Consider the following 25,965-nt stretch of genomic DNA (forward strand, 5'->3'; position numbering starts at 1 on the left):
AACAAGGACAATAGCCCGAACGTTTTAGCGACAATATAAGGTACCCATGTCAGATTCGGCTTTTAAAATTGGTTTATTTTACGGTTCAACCACCTGTTACACCGAAATGGCTGCAGAGAAAATTCAAACTGCTTTTAATCGCTTGTTTGATGCCCACGTCGTGGATATTTTCAATATCAAAGATGTCCCCCTGCGCCAAGCAGAGCAATTCGATGTACTCATATTTGGGATTTCCACTTGGGACTTCGGTGAACTGCAAGAAGACTGGGAATCCTGCTGGCAAGACATCAGTGAGCTAAACCTAAAAGACAAGACCGTGGCTTTATTTGGTCTTGGTGATCAACTTGGCTACGCTCAGTGGTTCCAAGATGCCCTTGGTATGTTGCACGACGAACTGATTATTTTGGGCTGCAATATTATTGGTTATTGGCCAAATGACGGTTATGAATTTACCGAATCCAAAGGGCTTACCGAAGATGGTTCTCACTTTGTGGGATTATCACTGGATGACGAAAACCAGTACGATAAAACCGAGCAGCGCATTGAGAGCTGGGCTGAGCAATTGTTGTTAGAATTGGATAATGATAATCAGTGATCCCCAAGGCTAGCCAATCACGACTGCATCGGCCTTATTACCGCAACGGCGTTGAACATCGCAGTGGCGCGGATGTCAGTTTTCAGGATATCGTGAAAATTTTCGGTTTCCGTGCCGTCAATATAGGCAAATGGGTTACACCTGAAGAGCAGCAAATTGCGGCTAATTTATTTTTTGACGCCTTCTGTGATTTGATGGATATTTTGCAGGTTCCCGAATCGGTTATTTCATTGAACGGTACCTTATCGTTAGCCTTCGGTACAGGAGGGCGCAAGCACAGTTGCGCACACTATGAGTCTCAGACTAAACGTCTTGCCTTGGCGAAAAATGCAGGGGGCGGTTCATTAGCTCATGAATGGTTTCACGCATTTGATCATTATATTTGCGATAAATTGTTCATTCACTGTGAGCCCCATCATTTTGCCTCCGAGCTATGGTTAGATGATTACCGGATGCATCCCCACCCGTTGAACAAAAAGCTTAGTCATTGCTTCGAGGCTATTTTTCTATCCCCTGACAAAGAAGAACCCAACCAATACGTACTCGCCAGCGCCTTAGTGGACAAAGAAATGAAGCTGTATTATTTCGCTCGTCCTCAAGAGATGGCCGCCCGAGCATTCGAAGCGATCATTCAGGATCAGCCCATACGCAACGCGTTTTTAGTACAGGGCACTAAGAAAAGTCCAGAAGCGATGTTAGGCGTTTATCCCAAAGATACGCATAGACGACGTGTTCATGATCATTTTTTACACTACTTTGTTCATCTTGGCCAAGCCCTCGAGAGCAAAAGCGGCTAGTGCAGAATGCTAACCTTTAACTGGCGTTTAAAAAATGTACTGGGTTTGCAAAATATCTCGTTCTACGATACAAATAGTGCGCGTGCCGAAAAATGATCTGCGAGATCCTCAGCTTGATCTGAGTCACACTTATCTTCGTTTTGGTCGTAGGAATATGTCAATAAAGAGAGCAAACGATATGTTTGTCGCATGAATAGCCCATTCACATCTTTTGATTTGTCAGTTGATAAATCTGTTATTGGGTATTTTTTATACCTAACATGTGAAAAACAATCCATTTTCGTTAATACAATTGCATAAATTTATGTAATTAGTGGATGCTCTCAACTAAAAGTGCCTTTATACTAGGCGAATTCAATTTCAACAATTTGGCGACAAGTACAGATGAAAAGAAAGAAGCACGGCTCTTCTGATGACGAAGCAGCAATTGATATGACCCCCATGTTGGACATTGTGTTCATCATGTTGATTTTCTTCATTGTTACCACCTCTTTCGTAAAAGAAAAAGGTCTAGATGTTTTGCGTCCGAAAGACTCAAACTCACCGCCGCCGAAAACGAATGTTAAATCTTTAGCGATCCGCGTTAACGAAGATGGCACTATCATGATGAACAGTCGTGAAGTGGATATCCGTCGTATCGTGGCGAACATTCAAAGCTTTTTAGCTGAAAACAACACAGACTCTGCTGCTGTTCAAGCTCATCCTAAAGCGAAACACGGTGTGGTAACTGAAGTTATTAACCAAGCTAAAGAAGCTGGCATTGCCAATGTTTCTGTTTTAGTAGGTAAGTAACTTATTCGTTACTAACGAATGCATCAAATACGAAAAAAGCCATCAAATGATGGCTTTTTTTATGTCTGCAATAAACAGGTTATTCTACGTCTAACGGCTCAGGAGAAAGGATAATCCCAGTACGATCAGCATAGACATGATCTTCTGGTAAAAAAGTCACACCACCAAAATTCACCGCCACATCTACCTCACCAACACCTTGGTCGTCAGCACTAACGGGAATAGACGCTATCGCGTGAACGCCAACATTAATTTCTTCGAGATCATCAACTTCGCGTACACTGCCATAACAAATAATGCCTTCCCAGCCATTATCTAAGGCAATTTGAGCTGCTGCGGAATCGATTAGCGCTCTGCGCATAGAGCCGCCGCCGTCGATGAGTAATACCTTACCTAAGCCTGGCTTTTCCAGCGCTTTAAGAATGACACCCTTATCTTCGAAACACTTGATGGTGGTAATTTCACCGCCAAATGACGCACGGCCACCAAAGCTAACAAACATGGGTTCTACCACATCAACACTGTCAGCAAATAAATCACATAATGCAGATGTATTATATTCCATTGCCAATCCCCTTCAGACGAATTACTACCAGTATACTGTTAGGTATTGGCAATGCCACTACTAATCAAGCTTTTGCGTTTTTTTAATTCACACTACTGGGGAAGTTTATTTCATAAACTGTTCTTTAATCTGTCACCTAAGCTTCACACAGAAAAAATACCATCTTCAACATCGAACACATGCGAGTTGATGGAGTGTCACCTTGAAAACACTTACTCAGACAGATACCCAGCTTTTTCACTGGCTTTTTGGGTTAACCGCGAAACGAGACTGCCGCTGGATAATTTGGATGTCACGTACCGGCGACGGGCACTTATATTTACTCCTTGGTTTATTACTTTGGTTATTTGAAGCAGAGCATGGCGCGCTATTTTTATACAGTGCATTGCTGGCATACAGCTTAGAACTTCCTGTGTATTTAATTTTGAAAAAGTTTTTACGCAGGCAGCGTCCTTGTGATCTATTGCAAAACTTCAGTGCTCATATCACCCCATCCGACAAGTTTAGCTTGCCCTCAGGGCACACTGCAGCGGCATTTCTAATGGCCTCATTAATAGCCAGCTTTTATCCATCCATGCTGATATTGGTTTATTGCTGGGCCAGTATCATCGGGTTATCTCGTGTGTTATTGGGCGTGCACTACCCTAGCGACATTTTAGCGGGTGCGGCCTTGGGTCTAAGCATGTCTTATTTCAGCTTATCCTTGCTATAACTTGTCACAACGAAAGAGTACTCACCTTTGAAGATATTGTACGGTGTACAAGGCACCGGTAATGGGCACACTACCCGCGCCCGAGTCATGGCAAAAGCGTTTGATCAACGCAACGATATACAAGTGGATTATCTTTTCTCCGGCCGAGAAAAAGACAAATATTTTGATATGGAAGTCTTCGGTGATTTTGCCAGTTATCGTGGTTTAAGTTTTGAAACCAAAGGTGGAAAAATCAGCAAATCAGCTACCTTCAAAGCAGCAAAACTCAGTGAGCTGTATCGTGATATAAAAAATGTGCGAGCAACCGACTACGACTTAGTCATCAATGACTTCGAGCCAATTAGCGCTTGGGCGGCAAAGCGAAACAACATTCCTTCTATATCCATCAGCCATCAAGCAGCCTTTGTACACCCCATTCCGCAACAACCCGGTACTCTATTCGATAAATTGATTACACGATATTTTGCCCCTACCGACTTGCATCTAGGTGTGCACTGGTATCACTTTGGGCACGCAATCATGCCGCCTTTTATCGAAGCAGATGACAGTCATTGTCCACCATCGCGCACATATTTAGTGTATTTACCGTTTGAAGAAGTAGATGATATCAATGCTCTGCTTGACCCATTCTCAGAGCATGATTTCATTTGCTTTCATCCAAAAATAGAACAAGACGTTCAGGCAGGAAATATTCAATGGCGTCGACCGTCAAAAGTCGATTTTGTAAGTATTCTGCAGAGCTGTTCTGGGGTAATTGCCAATGCAGGCTTTGAACTGGCAAGTGAATGCCTGCACTTTGGTAAAAAACTGTTGATCAAACCCTTAAGTGGCCAATACGAACAACTGTCTAATGCCAAAACCCTAGTTCAACTAGGGCTAGCTCAAAGTATGCCGACACTAGACAGCGACACTGTCGAAGAATGGTTAGTTAAACCTGCCATTGAACGTATTGCTTATCCACAAAACCCGGACATTCTGATTGATTGGTTAGTCAAACGCGATTGGCAAGCCGTTAACGCATTATGCGAGCAACTTTGGAGCAAAGTGCGCTTTCCACAATCAGTGGTCACACAGTTAGACAAACTCCCCATTGCAAATCGCTAGCACTCTTTAGCATGCCACATTCACGGGTATTTTAATCAAGTGTGGCTGGGTGCGTCTTGGTTAAAATGAATATAGATTATAACGCTTAAAGCACGGTTAACACGTTGCATTTTACGCTAAGAGTGCCATCATACGCGGCTACACTATTAGTTGAGACCTGAGATGCAACGTAAAACGATTTTTTTGTTAGCACTAATAAGTGCACTTTCCCTGTTAACATTGCAGGGCTGTGGGCAAAAGAAACCCTTAACTTTGCCGGAAAAGCCCCAGCAAAACACCACATCTCAGACTTCTCCTAGCCCATCTCAAGAGACCCAAGAAGGTAAGCAGTAATATGGATTTTTTTGGCTATAAAAATGAAAAACTCTATGCAGAAGATGTATCCCTGCAAGACATTGCTCAAACCCATGGAACCCCATGTTATGTATATTCTAAAGCCACTATCGAGCGCCATTGGTTAGCCTTTGATAAAGCCGCTGGTACACACCCACATTTAGTCTGCTACGCAGTAAAAGCCAATTCTAACCTAGGCGTACTAAGCGTTTTGGCAAAGCTCGGGTCAGGCTTTGATATTGTGTCAGGTGGTGAGTTATTACGCGTCCTCAAAGCGGGTGGTGACCCTACCAAAGTGGTCTTTTCTGGTGTAGGCAAAACCCCAGAAGAAATCGCACTGGGCCTTAAGCACAACATTAAGTGCTTTAATGTTGAATCACCAGCAGAACTAGAGCGTATTAGCCAAGTCGCTGTTGCCGAAAACAAAATTGCCCCTATTTCAATTCGTGTCAACCCAGACGTTGACGCGAAAACGCACCCCTATATTTCTACTGGCCTCAAAGCCAATAAGTTCGGTATCGAGCGTGAACAAGCAGTAGAAGTTTACCGTCATGCTGCTTCACTACCCAATTTAGAAATAAAAGGTATCGATTGCCATATCGGTTCACAATTAACCGAAATCGCCCCATTTGTTGATGCGCTTGATAAACTATTAGTGCTTATTGATGAGCTAGCTGAAAATGGCATTACCTTAGCGCATTTAGATGTCGGCGGCGGCTTAGGCGTAACCTACAAAGACGAAACGCCTCCTCACCCTGATGAATACACCCAAGCCATTGCGCAGCGAATGCAAGGCCGTGAAGATTTGCAGCTCATTTTTGAGCCGGGTCGCGCCATTATGGCGAACGCTGGGGTGCTATTAACCAAAGTAGAATTTTTAAAGCAAGGCGCTGAGAAGAATTTCGCTATTGTTGATGCCGCCATGAACGATTTAATTCGCCCTGCATTATATTCAGCTTGGCAAAGCATTATTCCCCTTGATACTTCACTCACTCGTGACAGCGCAGTTTATGACGTTGTTGGGCCAATATGCGAAACCGGCGACTTCATTGGCAAAGAGCGCGAGTTAGCAATTGAGGCTGGTGATTACTTAGCAGTACGCAGCGCCGGCGCTTATGGGTTTGTGATGGCATCAAACTACAACAGTCGTTGTAAAGCCGCTGAAATAATGGTCGACAAGGAAAACATCATCCTAGTACGTGAACGTGAAACCCTTGAAGACCTATGGCGCGGTGAAAGCACGCTGTAAGGAAAGCCCCCAGATTGCACCATCCCTTAGCCAAGATGGTGCAAATCCATAGTCAGCAGTGCTTTGAAATGATATAACCATCATTATAGGTACTTGATACAAGGGCGATTGTCGTCTGATTAAGTGATTTTTACGTAAGTGGCACACATGCAAGTTCAGTTTTCAAAGATGCACGGTTTGGGCAATGACTTTGTCGTTATCGACAACGTGACTCAAAATGTTTTTTTCAGTAAAGAGAAAATTGCCCAGTTGGCAGATCGCAACTTCGGCATCGGCTTCGACCAATTATTGGTCGTTGAGCCTCCGTACGACCCAGAACAAGATTTTCATTACCGTATTTTTAATTCGGACGGCTCAGAGGTATCTCAATGTGGTAACGGTGCTCGCTGCTTTGCTCGCTTTGTGAAAATGAAAGGGTTAACCAATCGCAATAAAATAGTAGTCAGCACGAAAGCCGGCCGCATCGTGTTGTATCACGAGCGCGATGGGCAAGTGACCGTGAATATGGGCGAGCCCGAGTTTGAGCCGGCGAAAATTCCGCTCAAAGCCAACAAGCAAGAGAACATTTATATCATCCGCGAAAATGACCATACTTTTTTTTGTGGTGCAGTTTCCATGGGTAACCCTCACTGTGTATTATTAGTAGATGATGTCGCCACAACAGATGTAGAAGGCATAGGCAAAACGTTGGTTGCCCATGAGCGCTTCCCTGAAGGGGCAAACATCGGGTTTATGCAGATTTTAAACAGCGGACATATTAAACTACGCGTTTATGAACGTGGAGTAGGCGAAACCCTCGCCTGTGGTAGTGGTGCTTGTGCAGCCGTCGCCGTAGGTCAAATGCAGAAAAAATTAAGCAAGGAAGTCACTGTCGATTTACCCGGTGGCACCTTGAAAATTCGCTGGCAAGGGCCAGGCTCAATTTTAAAAATGACAGGGACAGCGGAACATGTCTTTGATGGGAATATCACGTTATGAATGAAGCATCTGGTCAGCAAAAAAGCCCTATAGACAATACGTCAGCCTTTGCTGAACCGGATGGTATAACTGAAAAGCAGGTAGCAGTGTACCTAGCACAGCACCCTGAATTTTTCGTGAAACACCCCGCCCTGCTCGAGCAATTACAATTGCCCCATGCTCAAAAGGGCAGTGTGTCATTAGTCGAACGCCAAAGCGAACAACTCCGTCAAAAGGTGCGTTTACTGAATACTAAACTCAGCCAGTTAATCAGTATCGCTAAACAAAATGAAGCCATATATCGCATTTATGCAGATTTAAATCTTCGCGTGTTGAAGTGCACTGACATCAGTTCAGTACAGTTTGTATTAGAAGACGTGATGCAAGAACAGCTGAACCTTTCCTCTGTTGCGCTTAAGCCTTATAAAGGTGCCTTTGCGCTACCGGAAATTCAGCGAAAACTATTTGCTGAAAAGCGCTTTAAAGATAACGATTTCTTCTTCGGGCGCTTGAGTGAACATGAGAAAAAGCTGCTTTTTAGTGACCAACAGGCAGAATCAGTCGCATTACTGCGTTTGGGTGAGAACGGTGAACTAGGTATTTTAGCCATTGGCAGTAACGACCCTGGGCATTTTAACCCAGACATGGATACCCTGCTGATTACTCAGTTACAGCAGTTTTTAAGTATACTGCTGCCCAAACTTCTGGCTTATTAATGACTGCGCAGCCAAGCCTGCAACCCTTGCTAGACAAGTACTTTAACTACCTCAAGTACGAGCGTAATTTAGCAGCCAAATCGATTGAAAACTATCAGCGCCAACTTGTCAGTATCTGCCAAAGCCTTACCATTACAGCATGGTCAGAGCTAGCGGTTGATCATGTGCGTCAAGTACTCAATCACGCACGTCGCCAAGGCTTAAGCCCGCGCAGTATCGCCCTTCGCCTATCGGCATTGCGTGGCTATTGTGCATATCTGGTTGAGCTTGACGTATTGACCAGCAACCCAGCCAAAGCCGTTCAAGCACCAAAGCAAGGCAAACCATTACCCAAACAACTCAATGTAGATGAAATGCATCAACTGCTGAGCTTCGATGATGACTCGCTACTTGCCGTTCGTGATAAAGCCATGCTCGAGCTGACCTACAGTTGCGGTTTACGTTTAGCTGAACTGGCCGATTTAAACCTGAAAAGCATCCAAGACGACGGGCAATTACGGGTCATGGGGAAAGGCAGTAAAGAGCGCATACTCCCCATTGGTAAAACGGCGTTAAAGTGCCTTGGCGAATGGTTGAAAGTGCGCGGCGTTTTAGCTGTCGGTGATGAGCCAGCCTTGTTTTTAAGCAAACATAGGAGGCGTATCAGCCATAGACAGATCGCCAAACGTATGCAGCTGTGGGCCAAACAGCAGCAGCTAGATCAAGATATTAATCCACATAAATTACGTCACTCTTTTGCTACCCATATTCTCGAATCGAGCGGTGATTTGCGTGGCGTGCAGGAATTACTCGGGCATGCTAATTTATCTACCACGCAAGTGTATACCCACTTGAACTTTCAACATCTGGCAAGCGTATACGATACTGCGCACCCAAGAGCTAAACGCCAAAAGTAATCATCCATCCGAGAAGTAATATCTGCGGCCCATTGGCATGAGAAAAAGGACAGAACCGAATATATGATTTATTACCGTAAAATCGGCAACATTAAAGCCCTAACGTTCGATCTCGATGACACCCTATACGACAACCACCCTTACATAATGCGTGCAGAACACGCCCTAATAGAATTTTTAGGTGACTTTGCACCAGAGCCAACCCACAGTCACCCTGCGTATTGGCGTGAGCATAGACTCACTACCCTAAAGAACAAGCCAGAACTTCGTAGCGACATGGGCATGTTACGCCGCGAAGTATTAACCAGCGGTATTCAAGCCTTTGGGCATACTGGTCAGGCATTAAAAAGTGCTGTAGATGAAGCGTTTGATTTCTTCTATTTTGAGCGTAGCAATTTCAAGGTGGCAGAAGAGGTCACGCAAACGCTGAGCAAACTCGCGGAGCGCTGGCCGTTAGTGGCTATCACTAATGGCAACGTTAACTTGGAGCAAATCGGTATAGCGGATTACTTTCAAAAAAGTTTTCACGCAAGTTTGGCTTTTCCGATGAAGCCCAGCGGGGAAATGTTTAAGGCTGCACAGCAGCTACTAAAACGGCCGAATGAGTCGATTTTGCATGTAGGTGATAATTTAGAAAAAGATGTATTTGGGGCAAAAAAAGCCGGCTTTATGAGCGCTTGGTATGCGATTAATCGCCCCATGAATTTGAGCAGCGAAGAGACCACTGTATTACCGGATATTCAGCTAGGCCATTTAAGCGAGCTTTGTGACTTGTAGCGACTTATCTAGTTGCAGTTAGGCTCCCTTGATTTCCGTACGGAGCGAGCCTAGAGCCTAGATACTAATCTTCCAATACGTTTTGACGCATGGTCTGACAAGGGTTCTGACAACTTGGCTTACCTACAATTTTTGCCGGAACACCGGCCACAGTCACATGGGACGGAACATTAGCCAGCACCACACTGCCCGCACCGACTTTAGCACCAGAGCCAATTTCAATGTTACCCAAGATTTTGGCGCCAGCACCAATCATCACGCCATGGCGCACTTTTGGATGCCTATCCCCTACCTCGTTACCTGTGCCGCCCAGCGTAACCGACTGCATAATCGACACATTATCTTCAATTACAGCCGTTTCGCCCACGACTATGCCAGTGGCATGGTCAAACATGACGCCCTGACCAATATATGCCGCTGGGTGAATATCCACAGACAACACTTCAGAGCTTCGACTTTGGATAAATAGCGCCAATTCATGGCGGCCCATTAACCACAACATATGGGCAAAGCGGTGTACCTGAATGGCGTGAAAGCCCTTAAAGTACAATAGTACGGTTAAATAAGACTTGACCGCCGGGTCGCGCTCGAATGTGGCTTGAATATCAAATACAGTGGCTTCCACCAGCAACGGTTGCTCGCAATAGGCTTGGTCTAGCATGGTACGCAAAGCATCCGCTGACATGACCTTATCTGATAGCTTATTCGATAAAATAAAGCTCAACGCCCCTGCGAAGTCTTCCTGTTTTAAAATACATTCATTAACATAAGTGGCAAGTAAGGGCTCTTTGTCTGTCATTACCTGTGCTTCATTTCGAAGCGTTTGCCAAAATTTGTTGTCCACGCGTATCCACCTTATATCTGCATTAGTCGGCAGTGTAGTCAGTTGTTATTTCAAAGCCCATTAATGACTAAGAACAAATTCATTAATTGTATAAAAACACAGTATAACTGTTATAATGCGCCCATAATTCTACAGCATTTTTTCCCCATGGATGTATCTCGACTTTTAGAACAACTCAACGATAAACAGCGCGATGCGGTGGCCTCACCCGCTGCGGACATGCTTATTTTGGCTGGCGCAGGCAGTGGTAAAACCCGCGTTTTAGTGCATCGCATTGCGTGGTTAATGGAAGTAGAAGGTATAGCCCCTTGGGGGATCCTAGCCGTTACGTTTACCAATAAAGCCGCGCGGGAAATGCGCGGGCGTATCGAAGAGTTGCAAGGCAGTGCACTGAGTAATATGTGGATAGGCACGTTCCATGGCATCGCCCACAGGTTGCTGCGCACCCACTATGCAGAAGCTAAGTTACCCGAGAACTTTCAAATTTTAGATTCTGATGACCAATACCGCTTAGTGCGCCGCGTCATCAAAAGTATGAATCTAGATGAAAAACAATGGGCCCCTAAACATGTTCAGTGGTACATCAATGGCAATAAAGATGAAGGCTTACGCCCTGAACATATTGACACCCACGGCGATTACAACCAGAAAAAGCTCTGTGAAATCTATCAGGTGTATCAACAAACCTGCGAACGTGCGGGTTTAGTCGACTTTGCCGAGTTATTACTGCGCGCTCATCAACTATGGGTGGAAAACCCAGAACTGCTTAAGCACTATCAAAATCGCTTTCGCGCGGTCCTGGTGGACGAATTTCAAGATACCAATAACATCCAATATGCCTGGCTACGCCTTTTGGCTGCCCCCACTAACAATATGATTATTGTGGGTGACGACGACCAATCTATTTATGGTTGGCGCGGTGCCAACGTACAAAATATTCAGCATTTTTTACGTGACTACCCGCAGGCGAAAACCATACGCTTAGAGCAAAACTATCGCTCCACAGGTAATATTCTTAAAGCAGCTAATGCGGTTATCGATAACAACCAAGGTCGGCTAGGCAAAGAACTATGGACTGAGGGAGCTGATGGCGAGCCTATCTCCTTATACGCAGGTTTTAACGAGTTAGATGAAGCCCGCTTTGCAGTATCACGTATAAAAGACTGGCAAACCCAAGGTTACGCCCTTAGCGATTGTGCGATTTTATACCGCAACAACGCTCAATCTCGCGTGCTCGAAGAAGCCTTATTGCAAGAATCAGTAGCCTATCGAATTTATGGTGGTCTGCGATTCTTTGAACGCCAAGAAATTAGAGACGCTTTAGGTTATCTGCGCATCATTAATCAACAAATTGACGATGCTGCATTTGAACGCGTGGTTAATACTCCTACGCGTGGCATAGGTGACAAGACGTTGGCCCAGGTACGCGAACAAGCCAAAGAAAGCGACTTGTCCATGTGGCAAGCGAGCTTACAACTACTGCGAGAAAAGCGCTTGTCAGGCCGTGCAGCTAATGCGCTGCAAGGCTTTATCGATTTAGTCTTATTGCTGCAAAAAGACACCCAAGACTTACCCCTTGAACAGCATGCTGATCACGTGATTAAGCATTCCGGTTTATACGCCATGTACAAAGCAGAAAAAGGCGAGAAAGCCCAAGCACGTATTGAAAACTTAGAAGAGCTCGTTACTGCGTGTAAGCAGTTCGCGCCCCCTGAAGAAGCTGAAAACATGAGCCCTATGTCAGCGTTTCTTGCTCATGCTTCACTTGAAGCGGGTGATGCTCAGGCCGATAAGCATCAAGACGCCGTTCAGATGATGACCATACACACAGCCAAAGGGCTAGAATTCCCTATGGTGTTGTTGGTCGGTGTTGAAGAGGGTATGTTTCCGAGCCAAATGAGTAACGATGAGCCGGGTAAAATCGAAGAAGAACGACGCTTATGCTATGTCGGCATGACGCGCGCCATGCAGAAACTCTATCTAACCTATGCTGAAAGTCGCCGCGTGTACGGGCAAGACAAATACCACACGCCTTCGCGATTTATCAAAGAAATACCCAGCGAATATATTGAAGAAGTCCGCTTGCGCACAAAGGCCACGGTTTCAAGGCCAATGCAGAGTCGCTTTCAATCATCCGCCAGTCACACCGCGTTTGACTCTACCGGCTTTAAACTCGGTGAGCGCGTATCCCATCGCAAATTCGGTGAAGGAACCGTGCTTAATTATGAGGGCAGCGGGGAACACGCGAGAGTGCAAGTCAATTTCGATAATGTCGGCAGTAAATGGTTAGTATTGTCATTCGCCAAACTTGACCGAATATAGGCCATTGCTGATTAAAACCGGTTTACTTTTTTAACCGAGTACGTTGTAGTTACCACGAGTGATTGCACTCCCGTGCTCAGAAAAAGGTAAACTTGTTTTATGCGCCCAAAAGTACTGATCATTGACGACAACGAACAATCCGTAGGTGTCATTGCCAGTCTCATCGTTAACGCTCAGCTAACGCCAGTTAGAGCCACCAGCCTAACGGCTGCCCAGCATATATTTTCACGCTCTGCACCAGAAGACTTTCTGTGTGCCATCGTCGATTATCGCCTCCCAGACGCCCCACACGGCCAAGCAATCGACTTCACCCTAGCTTCGTTTTTGCCCACCATAGTCACTACTGAGTTCCTAGACTCACAAACCAGAGCCGGTATTCTGGACAAAGACGTTATTGATTACATCCTCAAAGAAAGTGAACAGGTATACGAATACCTGAGTGTGTTACTCAGTCGGTTATATAAAAACAAACATATTGGCGTTTTAGTTGTAGATAACGCACGTGTTCATAGGGCGCGCAGTACAGCGTTGTTGCGCCGGCATAACTTTATGACCTACGAGGCAACAACTGGGCAGCACGGACTTGAAGTACTCACGCGCCAGAGTCATATCAAGCTAGTGATTGTGGCCAATGATTTACCAGGCCCGAGCGGCATCAAAATGCTCAGCGAAGTTCGACAACGAGCAAAAAAAGAAGATATCGCTGTGATCGGTTTGTCTGACAGAGGCGATACTGGGCTATCTGCCCGCTTTATCAAAAGCGGGGCGAATGACTTTCTGACCCAGCCTTACGGCCAAGAAGAATTCTTATGCCGAATTATGCAAAACATCGAATATATAGAAAATATCGAGCTTATCAGACGTGCGGCCAATTCTGATTTTCTCACTGGCCTGCCCAATCGTCGTCATTTCTTTGAGCGGGCAGCGGCTGCACTGCAGTTAATCCCGGTTTGCCAATGCTTAGCTCTTATCGATATCGACCATTTTAAAAAAATTAATGATACCTATGGTCATGATTGTGGTGATTATACCTTAAGGGAAATTGCTAAATTAGTCGCTGACACCTTCAAGCAGCATATTCCGGCCCGCTTTGGCGGTGAAGAATTTTGCGTTTTTATGCCGAATATTAAGCTGCACACGGCAGTGCAAATATTTAATGATTTCCGCCAAGCCCTCACTGACATCGAGTTCAAATTTGAGGGCCAAACATTTCATTGCTCTGTCAGTATTGGCGTGACCGCTATAGAACATGGGGGCATAAGCGGCATGCTGCGTAAAGCGGACGAATATCTGTATCAGGCAAAAAATAACGGCCGAAATCGTGTTGAGCACGACCCCAGCTAAGTACGCTAAGCCTGCGCCTGTTTAAGCGCCTTCTTTACTTTTTGGTATTGGCGTAAGGAATCATAACTAAACAATCCTAGCGCCAACCAGACAAACGCGAACATAACTAATTTGCTGTTATCCAGCGGTTCACCGTAAACCGCAGCAGCCAATACAAACATCAGGCTTGGGCCGATGTATTGGAAAAAGCCTAAGGTCGAAAACATGATGCGCTTGGCGGCTGCCGTAAAACATAACAAGGGCGCTGTAGTGACGATGCCAGCGCAAATCAAGGTAATATTTAAAGGCAGGTCATTAGTGAGCATATTGCTGTACTCACCCGCGAACCAAATCCAGTAGACGATAGCAGGTGGGAGCAAAAACACACTTTCAATTAGCAACCCTGGTAATGAGTCCACCGCGACTTGCTTTCGCAATAAGCCGTATATTCCGAACGTGCCAGCAAGTGCAAGTGCAACCCAAGGCAACTGGCCGTAACTGACGATAAAATACGCTACACCTGAAAGCGCTAAGCCCACGGCAACTTTTTGCATGCGTCGTAACCGCTCACCTAAAAATATGCGTCCTAGGAATACATTTAGCAAGGGATTGATGTAGTAACCTAAACTGGCATCAAGTAGATGATTATTATTGATTGCCCAGATGAAAATAAACCAGTTTGCGGCCAACAGTAATCCAGATATCAATAGAATCTGCATGACCTTCGGATTTAATATCGCCTGCTTTACCTTATTAATTTTACCGGTCACAGCCACCAGTAAAACTAATACCAGCACAGACCAAATAATGCGATGCATCAAAATTTCCATTGCTGGCACTTGGCCAATCAATTTGAAATACATTGGCGCAATACCCCACATGGTGTACGCCGCGATTGCGAATAAGACGCCCGATTTCACCGCTTTATCATTCATTTCAAGCCCCTTTTACCATCAAGCGCAGGAGTGTGAATTAACTACCTTGGAAAAGCAATGTGCGTAGTTACATTCAAGTCTTCAAGCCTACAGTCTTTTTCATACACTGAAATAATACAGGCTGGATATCGGTCTTGTTTTATCATCAAAATCCAAAAGGTAACCCAATTGATAAACAAAAATATTGGACTATTAAATCAGCTTTTTAACCCTACTTTGGTCAAGCGTTCGCTTGCCACGGCGCTAATTGTTGGTGCGATCCTAAATGTGATTAACCAATATGACGGTGTATTTGGACAAGCACCGATTCTGTGGGGGAGTATGCTCCTAACGTTTATCGTCCCTTACTTCGTCTCGTCTATTTCCGGTATGTTAACCCTACGCCAATTCGCGAGGCAGCAAGCAACAAAATCGTCGACATCTGAATAGGCCTAAGAGCGATTTGCAGCTCTATCCAGAGGGCTCCTCGCCATCGACCTTGGGTAAGCAACCTAAATACTGGATAAGTAAATATTGCAAAAAATCCCTCTAAATCAGCCCGCGCCGAGTCAATATTTGCTGTTTAGGACAACGTTGCTGCATCCAAATTGCGTTTATACGCGCAAATTCACAAGTATGGGCATAAGCTGGACCACCGCGTTCTATAAGGCTTAAAGCAGTATTAGTTTACAGGTCTGGTTTGCGCGCCAATAACTCACTCATTCCCCGCCGTCCTTTGGTATATATCCTGCACAGTCAGTCTACTCGTTTCATTCTCTACTTGGTTTACATCAAGCCCAAGTTTTTATACAGGACGAACATGGTCACGTATTTTAAAAATAAGACTAAGCAATTTATAGAATCTAAAAACATGTATCTTGTTTTGGTCATCGCCTCATTTTTAGAGTCGATCATTGTCCCTATTCCCCTTGAAGCCGTGTTGATCCCTTTAATGCAGGCCAAGCGTGAAAAAATATGGCTGTTAGCGACGTTGGCCACCTTAGGTTGTATTTTTGGTGCCATTATCGGCTACGGCGTCGGTTATTATCTTTTTGACCAATTCGCCGAGCAAATCGCCAGCTGGTTTTCGGACCCTCAGCAGCTAGAGAATGTTAAAACCCAGATGCAAGAACAAGGCTTCTGGTACGTATTGTCCGTAGGCATTATTCCCGTTCCTTTTCAAATTGCCATGCTAGCAGCAGGTGCTGCTAAATACTCTTTGGGCCTATTCTTATTAGCGACTTTTATTGCCCGCTCTATTCGTTATTTTGGCCTCGCACTGCTAGTCAAATTGGCGGGTAACCAAGCTGAAGCGCTATTTAAAAAATATAAGATCCCTACAGCCATCGGGCTCACTCTAATAGTGGCCTTGATATGGTGGATTAAACATTAATTTACATTGATTCAAGGATAAACAATGAGTGATGATCTAGAGCACGGCGAACACGATCATGAGGCGAAAATAGTTTCTCCTTCTGGTGAGCTATTGTTTAATGAAAGCACCAAGGAGCGCTCCAAAGAGCGTACCCGCGAGAGTCAAGAATACGCTTCTGTAATAGTCAAGCGCGTGGACGAAACCTTTCGCCACCCCGATGACATTCTTGAAAAAGCCATAGACGAAGGGGTTGAACAACTAGCCCGTCCGAGCATGTCGCTGTTCATGTCTGCGCTCGCTGCAGGCATGATCATCTGCTTCACCGTACTTGCCGTGGGCGTAATGACAACCATAGTCGGTGACATGTCTACAGGCTTTAATCGCGTATTGGTGGCTTTAGTGTATCCGCTGGGGTTTGTGATGTGTATTTTAAGTCGTACCCAGTTATTTACCGAGCACACAGCCACAGCTTTCTACCCGATTCTCGATAGGCGCATCAGTGTATTTCGCATGTTTCGCCTGTGGGGTATTGTGATTGCAGGCAATATTATCGGTGGTATTTTCAGCGCCGGACTCTTAGCCCTGAGTGACGAGGTGATACATGCCAGTGAGGGTTACTTCATTATCGCGGAGCACATTTTGTCTTACTCACCTCTCACACTGCTCATAAGTGCCACCTTGGCGGGTTGGTTAATGGCGTTAGGCGCGTGGACTATACTTTCAACTCACTCCACGACCAGTCAAATACTATGTATTTACATCGTTACTTTTATTATCGGCCTTGGTGGCTTGCATCACTCGATTGCAGGCTCAGTAGAGCTGCTAGTGGGCTATTTCACCTCAGATCAACTGTCTTTGATAGAGATGTTAAAGGCTCTTGCTGTCGTACTTCTTGGCAATGCAATTGGCGGCTCTGTCTTTGTCGCGTTACTGAATTACAGCCATATTCGCAAACTTAATAAATAGCCACAAAGCCACGACAGCCCATACTGTCGTGGCGCTATGTTCATTTACACTGCACTGTACTCGCTCTGTGTATTCGATTCATCAATCAGCGGCGAGCTAAACGCCAACCGCAATAGCTGCTTAAACTGGTGACAACTGCGCCCCATACCCAATCTTGCAAGCTTATCCCTAAAGGCCAGTCAGCCAATAACGCATAATTTGTCATATTGTACGCACCATAGGCTGCTGCACCTAAAACGCCTCCTCCAATGAATACACCACTGGCTTTTTCAGCGTTAAACTGTGGCCGAATGACTAAGTAAACCATCGCCATGCAATACAGGGTATAAAACACAATCCAAGGCCAAATATGCACCTTGTCGCGCATTAAACCTTCCATCGCTTGCGTGTAGTTATCTTTCGCTATGAAGCCAAGCCATAGTGCGTCCAGCAATAAAAAACCGAGTAATGAACCCACATATGCACGAATTACTTGTGTCACCTTTCCTCCTAAGCGTGAACGCTAATATTTAAAAATAGGTTGTAAATTTGCTCCCTACATACTGTTACGCTCACGCGCCAAAATCGACCACTGTGACCAAAAACCAAACAGAAATAACTACTTAATTTGTGTAAATTTTACCACTCCTGCCTTTCTTAAATACTAAAACGAAAACGAAAAAGCCATACTATTCAGTTAGTTATAATTATTAGGCGATTGGTACAAAGCTCGCATTAGAGTAACGACAATAATGAAAGTGAAGCAATGAGAGGAACCCATGAAAATATTTGAAGCGCTACGCAAAGATCACGATGTTCAAAGAGATTTAATGGATACGTTATTGAACACATCCGGCAAAAGCGAGCAACGTGTACTCGCATTTAGCCAATTAAAAGATGCATTGGAGCGTCACGCGCTCGCTGAAGAACGTTACTTCTATGCTCCTCTTATGAAATCAGACAAGATGGTTGACCCATCGCGACACGCTATATCTGAACATCATGAAATTGATGAAATGATCGAAAAGCTTGACGCGACCGACATGAGCTCTTCTGCTTGGTTGGCGCACATGAAAAGTTTACAGCACCTTGTACTTCACCACTTAGACGATGAAGAACAGCAGTTTTTTCAAATGGCTGGAAAGGTTCTTAATGAAACGCAAAAAGATACATTAGCGACTCGCTATCGCCAAGAAATGCGCGAACAACAATCAGCTTAAGCAGATTGTTGACGCATCATTTAATAGATCCAGTCATCATACTTAACCCCCTATCAGGAGGAACAAAATGAATTATGAAAAATTAACCCCAGGCGCCAACTTCCCCAGCATTCAAGTACTTGATAAAGAAGGTAAAACACAAAGCTTAGTTGCCCCCCAACAGGCCGACAATTGGACGCTATTAGTGGTATACCGAGGCGTACATTGCCCTATATGCAGTAAGTACTTAACCCAATTGCAGGAAATGCGCTCGCAGTTTCAGGACATAAACGTCGACATCGTAGCGGTATCTGCAGATTCAGTAGAGCAGCTCAATACTAAGCTGGCCGATGTTTCAGTAGAATTCCCTGTGTACGCCGGTTTGAACAAAGATCACATGCGTAAATTAGGTTTGTATGTATCCCAGCCAACCTCAGACGCAGAAACTGACCATGACTTCCCTGAGCCTGGTTTATTTGTGATTAACAACGACAACAAAGTGCAGGTATTGGAGATAGCCAACAGTCCATTTGTACGCCCCGACTTAAAAATGCTGGTATCAGGTTTAGGGTATACTCGAAAGAATAATTACCCTATCCGAGGTACAAAAACCATCTAGCCTGCTGTAGAAGAGTCTGTGTGCGCTTGCTGCACGCAGGCTGAGTAAATTCACAGACATAGTGAATTGTTCACCACTGAATTGTTGAAGTGTGCGTCATAGCACGAAAGGAACCACAGCATGTTTATTGTAAAATATTACCTAGGAGGGGCACTCTTCGCTTTGTGGTTAGCTTACGTTAGTACTAATCTATTTATTGCTATACCTTTGATATGGATCGCATTATCGTTATTCACCGTTAGTAGTGCATATGCACTGCAAAAACCGGCTATTTTTCGCAAAAAGCAAGACGGCTCTATCCCCTTCTACATTCGCTGGTTGTTTATCCCATTTTTGCTCGGTGCACAGCTCTATAACGCTTGGGCACGTAAGCATGACAAAGTCCCTGCAATACAACAAATTGACGATGACCTATACCTCGCCTGCCGTTTATTTCCTAGTGACATTGAGTACCTACAGGAAATGAACGTCAAAGCCATACTCGACGTAACCGCTGAATTTGACGGCCTAGACTGGACTGCAACGTCAGAGGATTTGGCCTATCTAAATGTACCCGTACTGGATCATCAGAGTCCTACCGAAGAAGATTTAATCAGCGCAGTAAATTGGATTGAAAATCAACGACGCGCCAATCGCGGCGTCGTTGTTCACTGTGCATTAGGCCGCGGGCGTTCCGTACTGATAATGGCGGCTTATTTACTCAGCAAAAATCCGGATATGAGCGTGCGTCAGGCAATCACCACGATACAAGACGTGCGTGAAACCGCGCGGCTAAACTCCCATCAGCTTAGGGCATTATGCAAAGTGTTTGAACAGGGCAAGCTCGTCTTGTCACAGCCGACCTGGTTAATTGCTAACCCCGTGTCAGGGGGCGGGAAATGGGTAGAAAATCGAGATTTCATCGCACAAAGGTTGTCAGCGTCACTGCAGCTTCACATTGTAGAAACAACCCCAGAAATCAGCGCCGCCGATTTAGCAGGCCAAGCTATTAAGGCCGGAGCAAAAACCGTCATTGCCTGCGGCGGGGATGGCACTTTGACAGAGGTAGCATCGGCCTTAGTCAATAGTGACACGCATTTCGCCATCATTCCTCTGGGCACAGCAAACGCACTTGCCCACGCAATGTTTGGTAGCCAAAGTAAAGTGATGCCCATTGAGGTCGCCTGCGAACACATAGAGAATGGCCAACCAACTAAAATCGATACCGCTTACTGTAACGGCGAGCTCATGCTACTGGTCACGGCCTTGGGTTTTGAGCAAAAAATGATAGAGAATGCAGGCCGCTCTGAAAAAGACGCTGCAGGGCAACTCGCTTACATTAAAGCACTTTGGGAGGCGGTTAACGTAAATGAATCCCTGACGTTGACTGTGGCTATTGATGACGAGCCAGAGCGTGAGCTGTCAGTATGCAGCTTGGTAGTAGCAAATGCTGCGCCTTTTACCACAGTTTTAGCTCAAGGTGGCGGCGAACCCAATGCGAAAGATGGTCTGTTAGACCTTACTTGGTTGCCACCACAAGCGACATTCGGTGACCATATGTTTAGCTTGTCAGAACTTATCGCGCCGAACCTATTTAGCGATGAGGAAAATAAAAATGTACATCATCAACACATTCAGCGCATAAAGATTCGCGCGCAGCAGCCCTTACAATACGTTGTTGACGGGGAGACCTACCAAGCAGAAACGCTAGACATTAAGGTAAACCCCAATTCACTTACTATGCTGATCGCTGTGCCCTCATAGCCATGGCGCGGTTTAATCGCTGTGGTCATTTTAATCGCTGTGGCCTTTTAGTCGCTGTCGCTATAATCCACTGATAGCCGCTTCAACAGTAAATCGCACTTCATATTCCAAAAGGAAAGCCCAAGGCTTTCCTTTTTTCATTTTCTGGGCAACGAAACACCTCGCGCTTGTGTGCACTTTTTACTTTTTCAACAGTAAAACTTGCCAAGCAATGAAACGATAAATCTCTGTAAGTCCCTGTTTTAAAGGGGTGCAGAGTTGGCCCCGATATTGAATTAAGCATTACATATAAAATTAAGCACGCTGCCTTCGCCAGCCAAGACCTTAAAGAGTATGACTAATGAATATATTGCCAGACTACATATTGTTAAAACCGACCCTTACGTTATGCATGATTTGCCTTTGCTTATTCGGTTGTAGCACAGTTCCCCCTACACAATATCAAGCGGCTGTAGAAAATGGCGATAATGGATACAGTCACGTCCAGTTGAGCGACAACCAGTACCGTGTATTGTTTAAAGGCAATAAAACCACTGACGAAGATGATGCAAAAAATTACGCTCTGCTGCATGCCGCAGAACTCACCACCGCCCAAGGGTATACTTGGTTCACCATAGTCGATAGCGATCTTGACATAGAAACAAAAGAACTAACACGCGTAGGCCCTACAACGACGAAGCCTGTACGCGGTGAAACGACCTGCGGTTTATTAGGCTGTGCCACGCCAAGTTCCCCCAATTACGCCGGTGGCGAAGTCACGACCAAGCAAGTAAAAGAAAATATTATGTCATCTTTACTGATCACTATGGGCAAGGGCGAGCCCAAAACCCCATTGAAGGTATTTGATGCAAAACAACTTGCGCAAAACCTTCGCTAAACACGATTTAACACTGCTGCGCTTACACTGCACTCACACTGCATTAACAGCGCGTTCCCGCTTGCGAGCCCCGAATATCCGGTGCTCGCTTTTTTCGTTTCTAACTCTTTTTCACCCACTTAGGATCATATAATGGAATTTACAGCGCTCGGCGAGTTTTCCTCTCTGATAACCGACAAGCTTCAAAGCTGGCTAGAGCAAACCATTGCTCACTTACCTAATTTTGTTGTCGCTATTATCATTACCATTGTCTTCTCAATACTAGCTAGAGTGCTAAGCAAAATGCTAAGAAAAGGCTTACACCGTGCTTTAGAATCAAGGCAAATAGCTGACCTGCTTGCGTCTATTTTCAAAGCCATCGTCATGTGCACTGGGCTATTTATCGCTTTGGAATTTCTGGGTTTATCTGGCACAGTCACCTCACTGTTAGCCGGTGCCGGCATAGTGGGTTTAGCCATAGGTTTTGCGTTCCAAGATATGACAGAAAATCTTATAGCTGGCATCGCAATGGGGATCAGAAAGCCTTTTGAACTAGGTGATGTGGTGCAGGCCGAAGGTGTATTCGGTAACGTACGCGCTATTAATTTACGCAACACTATTGTCGAAACGTTTTTTGGTCAGATAGAGGTTATCCCGAATAAAATTTTATTCCGCAACATTTTAACCAATTACTCCACTATCGGGGTGCGCAGGTTAGAGATCCCTGTGGGAATTTCCTATGGTGACGACCCAGCAGCTGCGGCCAAATTGCTCACTGATAAAATGAACGAGTGTGATTTTGTTGTTAAAAAAGAGGAGACGGCCGTTTACGTCGAAAGCTTCGGCGATAGCAGTATCAACATGCTGGTATGGTTTTGGATAGATTACCCAGGAGATACAGGCTTTATGGTGGCAAGGCACAAAGCCATTATCCTAATCAAAAAGACCCTTGAAGAAGCAGATTTCTTAATTCCATTCCCGATTCGAACCTTAGATTTTGGCGCCAAAGGCGGAGAGAAATTAGATTCAATGCTGAGCAATCAGAAACACCCAGATGAGCAAAAGGTCGAAACAAACGACCAGTCGCAAGAAAGTGCTTCAAAACAAACGTTTAGTAAGCAACATGCCACTAAAGCTGATGCCCCATCGTCACCTAGTGACGGCGAATCACAAAGTTAACCCTAGTTAAATCTATCTGGGCACCTCAACTACCGAGGTGCTTTAGGTTTGACAGCCCCTTCTGCCACGTACTTTATTCAAGTCTAAATGCAAACTTTACTCGGTGTAATTTTAAACCCCGAAACATACTCATCCCAGTCGTTACATATCTAAGCGCTCAAGACGTTAAGAACAAATAACCTATTGTATTTAAAGGAATTTAAAAAACAGATGGCGATTATAGAAACACAAAGATAAGTGGTATAGGCGTTGCAACAGTATAAATAACTCAGAGCAACTCTCTGACGACGACAAGTTTAACTACAAAGGAGTAATCTATGTCTAATCCAAATCATGTTGAAAAAGTATCATCGATTATCAAAGTTCTAAACGGTGGCATCGAGTTCTATTCAGACGCCATAAAGAAAGTGGAATCGCAGAGTGTCAAAACTGTATTCCAGCAAATGATTAACGACAAACAAACTGCTATTACTACCTTGCAACCTTTCGCAGTCGCTGAACAAGGCGATTATGAAGATGACAACGCAATGGCCGTCGATATCAGAAGTATGTACACCAAGGTGATCAGCTCGCTCACCTCTAACAGTGACCATACTTTTGTCAGTCAGTTAGAAGAAGTGGAAGACAAAATTCTTGCTGAATTACGAGAAGCGCTTAAAGAAGATCAACCAGCTGCCTGTACCATGGCACTCAATAAAGTGTTGACCGACATGAAGCGTAATCACGACCAAATGCGTTCGCTGCAAAAAAGCACCGCCTAAGCAAGCATTCGGCTTCTAGCCAAAGAATAAACAAAAACCCCAGTGTCTGTGATGCTGGGGTATTTTTATGCGTGTAGCTTGATTTAGGTACCTTGTTTGGCTTTGGTAATTGCTGCTTGATGCTCAGGCTTGATGGGTAGCTTTTTAAAAGGACTCACATTTGCACCGCCCGTGTTACCCGCAGGAACTAACCCTAATGCTGTCTTGCTTATCGCTCCGATGATCCGAAATAGCTGACCAAAACACTCGTTTGCGTCATTTTGCCGAACAGCCCACAACAACATCAGGCAATGCACTTTTACATGCCACCAGGTCGACTCTTGACCTAATACATGAGCACTTTCTAAATGCTGAAATGCTTTTGCAGCACATCCTTTGGCTTGCAACTGTTTCGCTAAAAAAATTTCTGACTTCACGTCATCTGCAATATTTCGAGTGAATTTATTCATCATGGCATCCTCCTTTGCATGGGGTATTACCCTTGCACCAAACCTCTGGCCTCAAACACTATAGTTCACGCCCCAACTACCTTTATGGGTGCCAATAGTCGCTTATTATAACTCACTGTATTCCATTCTAACTTTGAGGTTAGCGTCAACGTTTTGCAAGCCTGTTAGAAAGAACCCCCGCATGCTGGTAAGCGAAGCGCATGCAGTAGTGGCCGCAGACCATAAGTAAGCAAAGCGCATGCTTTAGTAAGCGCAGCGAATCAGTTGGCGACTCAAACTTTCCCGATAACAGCAGCGACTTGTCAGATGGCCAGATATGGGTGAACCCGAGGCTTTTAGGAGCAGCGCTCCTGTCGGGTGAACGATTCACCATGGATGGTGAAGCTGGGTGCACTACCAAGGATGGGTCGAAACTGAGTTTTGTATTAAACGCCTTCGAAGAACCTGATCGGCGTGTGTTTTACAGGGATGTTTCCTCACGCCGGTATGACAAAAAAGGCGCGGCGGTTAGCGGATTAGAAAGTTTGCCGGAGCACGGCCTTTCTTGGTTACTTCTTTCGGCTGTTGGAAAGAAGTGACTGGCTGACCACGGATGGTCTGTCATACCCAGCATGGATGCTGGTAAGCGAAGCGCATGCTTTAGTAAGCGCAGCGAATCAATTGGCGACTCAAACTTTCCCGCTAACAGCAGCGACTTGTCAGATGGCCAGATATGGGTGAACCCGAGACTGTTAGGAGCAGCGCTCCTGTCGGGTGAACGATTCACCATGGATGGTGAAGCTGGGTGCACTACCAAGGATGGGTTGAAACTGAGTTTTGTATTAAACGCCTTCGAAGAACCTGATCGGCGTGCGTTTTACAGGGATGTTTCCTCACGCCGGTATGACAAAAAAGGCGCGGCGGTTAGCGGATTAGAAAGTTTGTTGGAGCACGGCCTTTCTTGGTTACTTCTTTCGGCTGTTGGAAAGAAGTGACTGGCTGACCACGGATGGTATGTCATACCCAGCATGGATGCTGCTAAGCAAAGCACATTTTTTAGTGAGCGCAGCGAATCAGTTGGCGACTCAAACTTTCCCGATAACAGCAGCGACTTGTCAGATGGCCAGATAGGACATCTGGACAAGGCGTGCGTTTTACAGGGATGTTTCCTCACGCCGGTATGACAAAAAAGGCGCGGCGGTTAGCGGATTAGAAAGTTTGCCGGAGCACGGCCTTTCTTGGTTACTTCTTTCGGCTGTTGGAAAGAAGTGACTGGCTGACCACGGATGGTCTGTCATACCCAGCATGGATGCTGGTAAGCGAAGCGCATGCTTTAGTCAGCGCAGCTCATAAGTGCACGGAGTGCATGCTATAATAAGCACAAATTACATTTGTACTTCAGTGCTTACGCGGTACTTCATTCCGTTTAATTCAAGCAAAGACAAACCTCTGCCAGCTTGATCTGCCGCCATTTTCCCCCACCCTGAATCTGCGTGCTTCTGGGCCACGGTGTAATAATGCAAAGCCCGTTGCACACGAAGCTTAGTATTGCGATCAGTCAAATCATACTGACTACCCTCGAGCTTAGCGCCAAGCTGCTTTAGCTCAAGGGGAATAGTCGACATAACGACAGCAGAACTTGAAGTAGAAACGCTTTCGTCAGCCTGGGCATTCAATAAAAAGCCACCTGCGGCTAGCGTAATCACTGTGGACAATGACAATAGGGTTTTCATGTTTTCTCTCTTTACAGTAAATGGGTTAACAAAGCTGACGCCCTGTTGTTAAAACAGTATTTGCAATATCAGTACCCTTGAAGACGAAAAAAGGATAAAAAAGAAGAACAAATTAAAATCTGTTTTAAATCATAAAGATAAAAAGAATAAACGACTGCATCACTGCTTATCAGACCGACAATAGATGATTGATAGGCCTTTATCTTCCTGAAAAATTTAGAGTTTTTTACA

The 25,965-nt window shown here is 45.1% G+C and carries 28 protein-coding genes; 22 read left to right on the forward strand and 6 right to left on the reverse strand.

Annotated elements, in window-relative coordinates; genetic code table 11:
• Window positions 1-46 precede the first annotated feature (46 nt).
• The 3 genes from fldB (at window position 47) to FX988_RS11900 (ending at window position 2,184) form a co-directional block, all read left to right on the forward strand.
• On the forward strand, window positions 47-595 hold the full coding sequence (gene fldB, locus FX988_RS11890) for a flavodoxin FldB (protein ID WP_160180060.1): 549 nt from the start codon (window positions 47-49) through the stop codon (window positions 593-595).
• Window positions 592-1,392: a CLCA_X family protein gene (locus tag FX988_RS11895; protein WP_160180061.1), complete on the forward strand. Its 801-nt coding sequence runs from the start codon at window positions 592-594 to the stop codon at window positions 1,390-1,392. Before fldB ends, FX988_RS11895 begins: the two co-directional genes overlap by 4 nt.
• Before the next feature lie 384 nt (window positions 1,393-1,776).
• The gene (locus FX988_RS11900; RefSeq protein ID WP_011576765.1) at window positions 1,777-2,184 is read left to right on the forward strand and encodes an ExbD/TolR family protein; all 408 of its coding nucleotides are present in this window, start codon (window positions 1,777-1,779) and stop codon (window positions 2,182-2,184) included.
• 79 nt (window positions 2,185-2,263) lie between these two features.
• Here FX988_RS11900 and rraA read toward each other — a convergent pair whose 3' ends face one another.
• Window positions 2,264-2,749: a ribonuclease E activity regulator RraA gene (rraA, locus tag FX988_RS11905; RefSeq protein ID WP_006991623.1), complete on the reverse strand. Its 486-nt coding sequence runs from the start codon at window positions 2,747-2,749 to the stop codon at window positions 2,264-2,266.
• A gap of 202 nt (window positions 2,750-2,951) precedes the next feature.
• Between rraA and FX988_RS11910 the strand changes: the two genes are divergently transcribed.
• The 8 genes from FX988_RS11910 (at window position 2,952) to FX988_RS11945 (ending at window position 9,493) form a co-directional block, all read left to right on the forward strand.
• Entirely contained in the window at window positions 2,952-3,461 is a 510-nt protein-coding gene (locus FX988_RS11910; RefSeq protein ID WP_160180063.1) for a phosphatase PAP2 family protein, read from the forward strand.
• A 27-nt stretch (window positions 3,462-3,488) separates the two neighbouring features.
• Window positions 3,489-4,565: an MJ1255/VC2487 family glycosyltransferase gene (locus tag FX988_RS11915; RefSeq protein WP_160180065.1), complete on the forward strand. Its 1,077-nt coding sequence runs from the start codon at window positions 3,489-3,491 to the stop codon at window positions 4,563-4,565.
• Between the two features lie 162 nt (window positions 4,566-4,727).
• Window positions 4,728-4,898, forward strand: a complete 171-nt coding sequence (lptM, locus tag FX988_RS21930) for an LPS translocon maturation chaperone LptM (protein WP_412761896.1) — start codon at window positions 4,728-4,730, stop codon at window positions 4,896-4,898.
• A 1-nt stretch (window position 4,899) separates the two neighbouring features.
• A complete protein-coding gene (lysA, locus tag FX988_RS11925; RefSeq protein ID WP_160180068.1) occupies window positions 4,900-6,147 on the forward strand; it encodes a diaminopimelate decarboxylase in 1,248 nt (415 codons plus the stop codon).
• Between the two features lie 147 nt (window positions 6,148-6,294).
• On the forward strand, window positions 6,295-7,125 hold the full coding sequence (gene dapF / locus FX988_RS11930; protein WP_160180070.1) for a diaminopimelate epimerase: 831 nt from the start codon (window positions 6,295-6,297) through the stop codon (window positions 7,123-7,125).
• The gene (locus FX988_RS11935) at window positions 7,122-7,820 is read left to right on the forward strand and encodes a DUF484 family protein (RefSeq protein WP_160180072.1); all 699 of its coding nucleotides are present in this window, start codon (window positions 7,122-7,124) and stop codon (window positions 7,818-7,820) included. Before dapF ends, FX988_RS11935 begins: the two co-directional genes overlap by 4 nt.
• A complete protein-coding gene (locus FX988_RS11940) occupies window positions 7,820-8,716 on the forward strand; it encodes a tyrosine recombinase XerC (protein WP_160180074.1) in 897 nt (298 codons plus the stop codon). The genes FX988_RS11935 and FX988_RS11940 overlap by 1 nt, the downstream gene beginning before the upstream one ends.
• A 63-nt stretch (window positions 8,717-8,779) precedes the next feature.
• Complete coding sequence (locus FX988_RS11945) at window positions 8,780-9,493, forward strand: HAD-IA family hydrolase (protein WP_160180075.1); 714 nt, start codon at window positions 8,780-8,782, stop codon at window positions 9,491-9,493.
• A gap of 64 nt (window positions 9,494-9,557) precedes the next feature.
• Here FX988_RS11945 and cysE read toward each other — a convergent pair whose 3' ends face one another.
• A complete protein-coding gene (cysE, locus tag FX988_RS11950) occupies window positions 9,558-10,337 on the reverse strand; it encodes a serine O-acetyltransferase (RefSeq protein ID WP_160180077.1) in 780 nt (259 codons plus the stop codon).
• A 147-nt stretch (window positions 10,338-10,484) separates the two neighbouring features.
• Here cysE and uvrD point away from each other — a divergent pair, with 147 nt between their 5' ends.
• Both uvrD and FX988_RS11960 read left to right on the forward strand, forming a co-directional pair.
• Window positions 10,485-12,659, forward strand: a complete 2,175-nt coding sequence (uvrD, locus tag FX988_RS11955) for a DNA helicase II (RefSeq protein ID WP_160180079.1) — start codon at window positions 10,485-10,487, stop codon at window positions 12,657-12,659.
• Between the two features lie 99 nt (window positions 12,660-12,758).
• Window positions 12,759-14,003 (forward strand): diguanylate cyclase, encoded by a 1,245-nt coding sequence (locus FX988_RS11960; protein ID WP_007986885.1) that lies wholly within the window; start codon window positions 12,759-12,761, stop codon window positions 14,001-14,003.
• Window positions 14,004-14,008: 5 nt separating this feature from the next.
• Here FX988_RS11960 and rarD read toward each other — a convergent pair whose 3' ends face one another.
• Window positions 14,009-14,917 (reverse strand): EamA family transporter RarD, encoded by a 909-nt coding sequence (gene rarD, locus FX988_RS11965; protein ID WP_160180080.1) that lies wholly within the window; start codon window positions 14,915-14,917, stop codon window positions 14,009-14,011.
• Window positions 14,918-15,085: 168 nt separating this feature from the next.
• Between rarD and nrtS the strand changes: the two genes are divergently transcribed.
• The 3 genes from nrtS to FX988_RS11980 all read left to right on the forward strand — a co-directional run bounded on the left by nrtS (window position 15,086) and on the right by FX988_RS11980 (window position 17,237).
• Window positions 15,086-15,346: a nitrate/nitrite transporter NrtS gene (gene nrtS / locus FX988_RS11970; RefSeq protein WP_160180082.1), complete on the forward strand. Its 261-nt coding sequence runs from the start codon at window positions 15,086-15,088 to the stop codon at window positions 15,344-15,346.
• A 370-nt stretch (window positions 15,347-15,716) separates the two neighbouring features.
• A complete protein-coding gene (locus FX988_RS11975) occupies window positions 15,717-16,289 on the forward strand; it encodes a YqaA family protein (RefSeq protein ID WP_007986876.1) in 573 nt (190 codons plus the stop codon).
• 24 nt (window positions 16,290-16,313) lie between these two features.
• A complete protein-coding gene (locus FX988_RS11980) occupies window positions 16,314-17,237 on the forward strand; it encodes a formate/nitrite transporter family protein (RefSeq protein WP_007986873.1) in 924 nt (307 codons plus the stop codon).
• A gap of 85 nt (window positions 17,238-17,322) precedes the next feature.
• Here FX988_RS11980 and FX988_RS11985 read toward each other — a convergent pair whose 3' ends face one another.
• Complete coding sequence (locus FX988_RS11985) at window positions 17,323-17,718, reverse strand: DUF2177 family protein (protein ID WP_007986871.1); 396 nt, start codon at window positions 17,716-17,718, stop codon at window positions 17,323-17,325.
• Between the two features lie 277 nt (window positions 17,719-17,995).
• Here FX988_RS11985 and FX988_RS11990 point away from each other — a divergent pair, with 277 nt between their 5' ends.
• The 6 genes from FX988_RS11990 (at window position 17,996) to FX988_RS12015 (ending at window position 23,573) form a co-directional block, all read left to right on the forward strand.
• Entirely contained in the window at window positions 17,996-18,436 is a 441-nt protein-coding gene (locus FX988_RS11990; protein ID WP_160180084.1) for a hemerythrin domain-containing protein, read from the forward strand.
• 67 nt (window positions 18,437-18,503) lie between these two features.
• On the forward strand, window positions 18,504-19,034 hold the full coding sequence (locus tag FX988_RS11995; RefSeq protein ID WP_160180086.1) for a peroxiredoxin-like family protein: 531 nt from the start codon (window positions 18,504-18,506) through the stop codon (window positions 19,032-19,034).
• A gap of 120 nt (window positions 19,035-19,154) precedes the next feature.
• Complete coding sequence (locus tag FX988_RS12000) at window positions 19,155-20,777, forward strand: diacylglycerol kinase family protein (RefSeq protein WP_160180088.1); 1,623 nt, start codon at window positions 19,155-19,157, stop codon at window positions 20,775-20,777.
• A 340-nt stretch (window positions 20,778-21,117) separates the two neighbouring features.
• Entirely contained in the window at window positions 21,118-21,654 is a 537-nt protein-coding gene (locus FX988_RS12005) for a CC0125/CC1285 family lipoprotein (RefSeq protein WP_160180089.1), read from the forward strand.
• Between the two features lie 132 nt (window positions 21,655-21,786).
• Entirely contained in the window at window positions 21,787-22,812 is a 1,026-nt protein-coding gene (locus FX988_RS12010; RefSeq protein WP_160180091.1) for a mechanosensitive ion channel family protein, read from the forward strand.
• Window positions 22,813-23,129: 317 nt separating this feature from the next.
• Entirely contained in the window at window positions 23,130-23,573 is a 444-nt protein-coding gene (locus FX988_RS12015) for a ferritin-like domain-containing protein (RefSeq protein ID WP_160180093.1), read from the forward strand.
• A gap of 83 nt (window positions 23,574-23,656) precedes the next feature.
• Here FX988_RS12015 and FX988_RS12020 read toward each other — a convergent pair whose 3' ends face one another.
• Together FX988_RS12020 and FX988_RS12025 are read right to left on the reverse strand one after the other, a co-directional pair.
• Window positions 23,657-24,025 (reverse strand): DUF3703 domain-containing protein, encoded by a 369-nt coding sequence (locus tag FX988_RS12020; RefSeq protein ID WP_160180095.1) that lies wholly within the window; start codon window positions 24,023-24,025, stop codon window positions 23,657-23,659.
• A 1,361-nt stretch (window positions 24,026-25,386) separates the two neighbouring features.
• Window positions 25,387-25,734 (reverse strand): hypothetical protein, encoded by a 348-nt coding sequence (locus tag FX988_RS12025; protein ID WP_160180097.1) that lies wholly within the window; start codon window positions 25,732-25,734, stop codon window positions 25,387-25,389.
• Between the last annotated feature and the right edge of the window lie 231 nt (window positions 25,735-25,965).

The organism is Paraglaciecola mesophila (assembly GCF_009906955.1).
GTDB classification, from domain to species: domain Bacteria; phylum Pseudomonadota; class Gammaproteobacteria; order Enterobacterales; family Alteromonadaceae; genus Paraglaciecola; species Paraglaciecola mesophila_A.

Excerpts from the sequence above, each read along its gene's own strand:
- lptM (WP_412761896.1), top strand. The coding sequence starts at position 4,728 with ATGCAACGTAAAACGATTTTTTTGTTAGCACTAATAAGTGCACTTTCC.
- fldB (WP_160180060.1), top strand. The coding sequence starts at position 47 with ATGTCAGATTCGGCTTTTAAAATTGGTTTATTTTACGGTTCAACCACC.
- FX988_RS12010 (WP_160180091.1), top strand. The coding sequence starts at position 21,787 with ATGGAATTTACAGCGCTCGGCGAGTTTTCCTCTCTGATAACCGACAAG.
- FX988_RS12025 (WP_160180097.1), bottom strand. The coding sequence starts at position 25,734 with ATGAAAACCCTATTGTCATTGTCCACAGTGATTACGCTAGCCGCAGGT.
- uvrD (WP_160180079.1), top strand. The coding sequence starts at position 10,485 with ATGGATGTATCTCGACTTTTAGAACAACTCAACGATAAACAGCGCGAT.
- FX988_RS11935 (WP_160180072.1), top strand. The coding sequence starts at position 7,122 with ATGAATGAAGCATCTGGTCAGCAAAAAAGCCCTATAGACAATACGTCA.
- FX988_RS11975 (WP_007986876.1), top strand. The coding sequence starts at position 15,717 with ATGGTCACGTATTTTAAAAATAAGACTAAGCAATTTATAGAATCTAAA.
- FX988_RS12015 (WP_160180093.1), top strand. The coding sequence starts at position 23,130 with ATGTCTAATCCAAATCATGTTGAAAAAGTATCATCGATTATCAAAGTT.
- FX988_RS12000 (WP_160180088.1), top strand. The coding sequence starts at position 19,155 with ATGTTTATTGTAAAATATTACCTAGGAGGGGCACTCTTCGCTTTGTGG.
- FX988_RS11995 (WP_160180086.1), top strand. The coding sequence starts at position 18,504 with ATGAATTATGAAAAATTAACCCCAGGCGCCAACTTCCCCAGCATTCAA.
- FX988_RS11900 (WP_011576765.1), top strand. The coding sequence starts at position 1,777 with ATGAAAAGAAAGAAGCACGGCTCTTCTGATGACGAAGCAGCAATTGAT.
- rraA (WP_006991623.1), bottom strand. The coding sequence starts at position 2,749 with ATGGAATATAATACATCTGCATTATGTGATTTATTTGCTGACAGTGTT.
- FX988_RS12020 (WP_160180095.1), bottom strand. The coding sequence starts at position 24,025 with ATGATGAATAAATTCACTCGAAATATTGCAGATGACGTGAAGTCAGAA.
- FX988_RS11990 (WP_160180084.1), top strand. The coding sequence starts at position 17,996 with ATGAAAATATTTGAAGCGCTACGCAAAGATCACGATGTTCAAAGAGAT.
- FX988_RS12005 (WP_160180089.1), top strand. The coding sequence starts at position 21,118 with ATGAATATATTGCCAGACTACATATTGTTAAAACCGACCCTTACGTTA.
- dapF (WP_160180070.1), top strand. The coding sequence starts at position 6,295 with ATGCAAGTTCAGTTTTCAAAGATGCACGGTTTGGGCAATGACTTTGTC.
- FX988_RS11980 (WP_007986873.1), top strand. The coding sequence starts at position 16,314 with ATGAGTGATGATCTAGAGCACGGCGAACACGATCATGAGGCGAAAATA.
- FX988_RS11960 (WP_007986885.1), top strand. The coding sequence starts at position 12,759 with ATGCGCCCAAAAGTACTGATCATTGACGACAACGAACAATCCGTAGGT.
- rarD (WP_160180080.1), bottom strand. The coding sequence starts at position 14,917 with ATGAATGATAAAGCGGTGAAATCGGGCGTCTTATTCGCAATCGCGGCG.
- lysA (WP_160180068.1), top strand. The coding sequence starts at position 4,900 with ATGGATTTTTTTGGCTATAAAAATGAAAAACTCTATGCAGAAGATGTA.
- FX988_RS11940 (WP_160180074.1), top strand. The coding sequence starts at position 7,820 with ATGACTGCGCAGCCAAGCCTGCAACCCTTGCTAGACAAGTACTTTAAC.
- FX988_RS11945 (WP_160180075.1), top strand. The coding sequence starts at position 8,780 with ATGATTTATTACCGTAAAATCGGCAACATTAAAGCCCTAACGTTCGAT.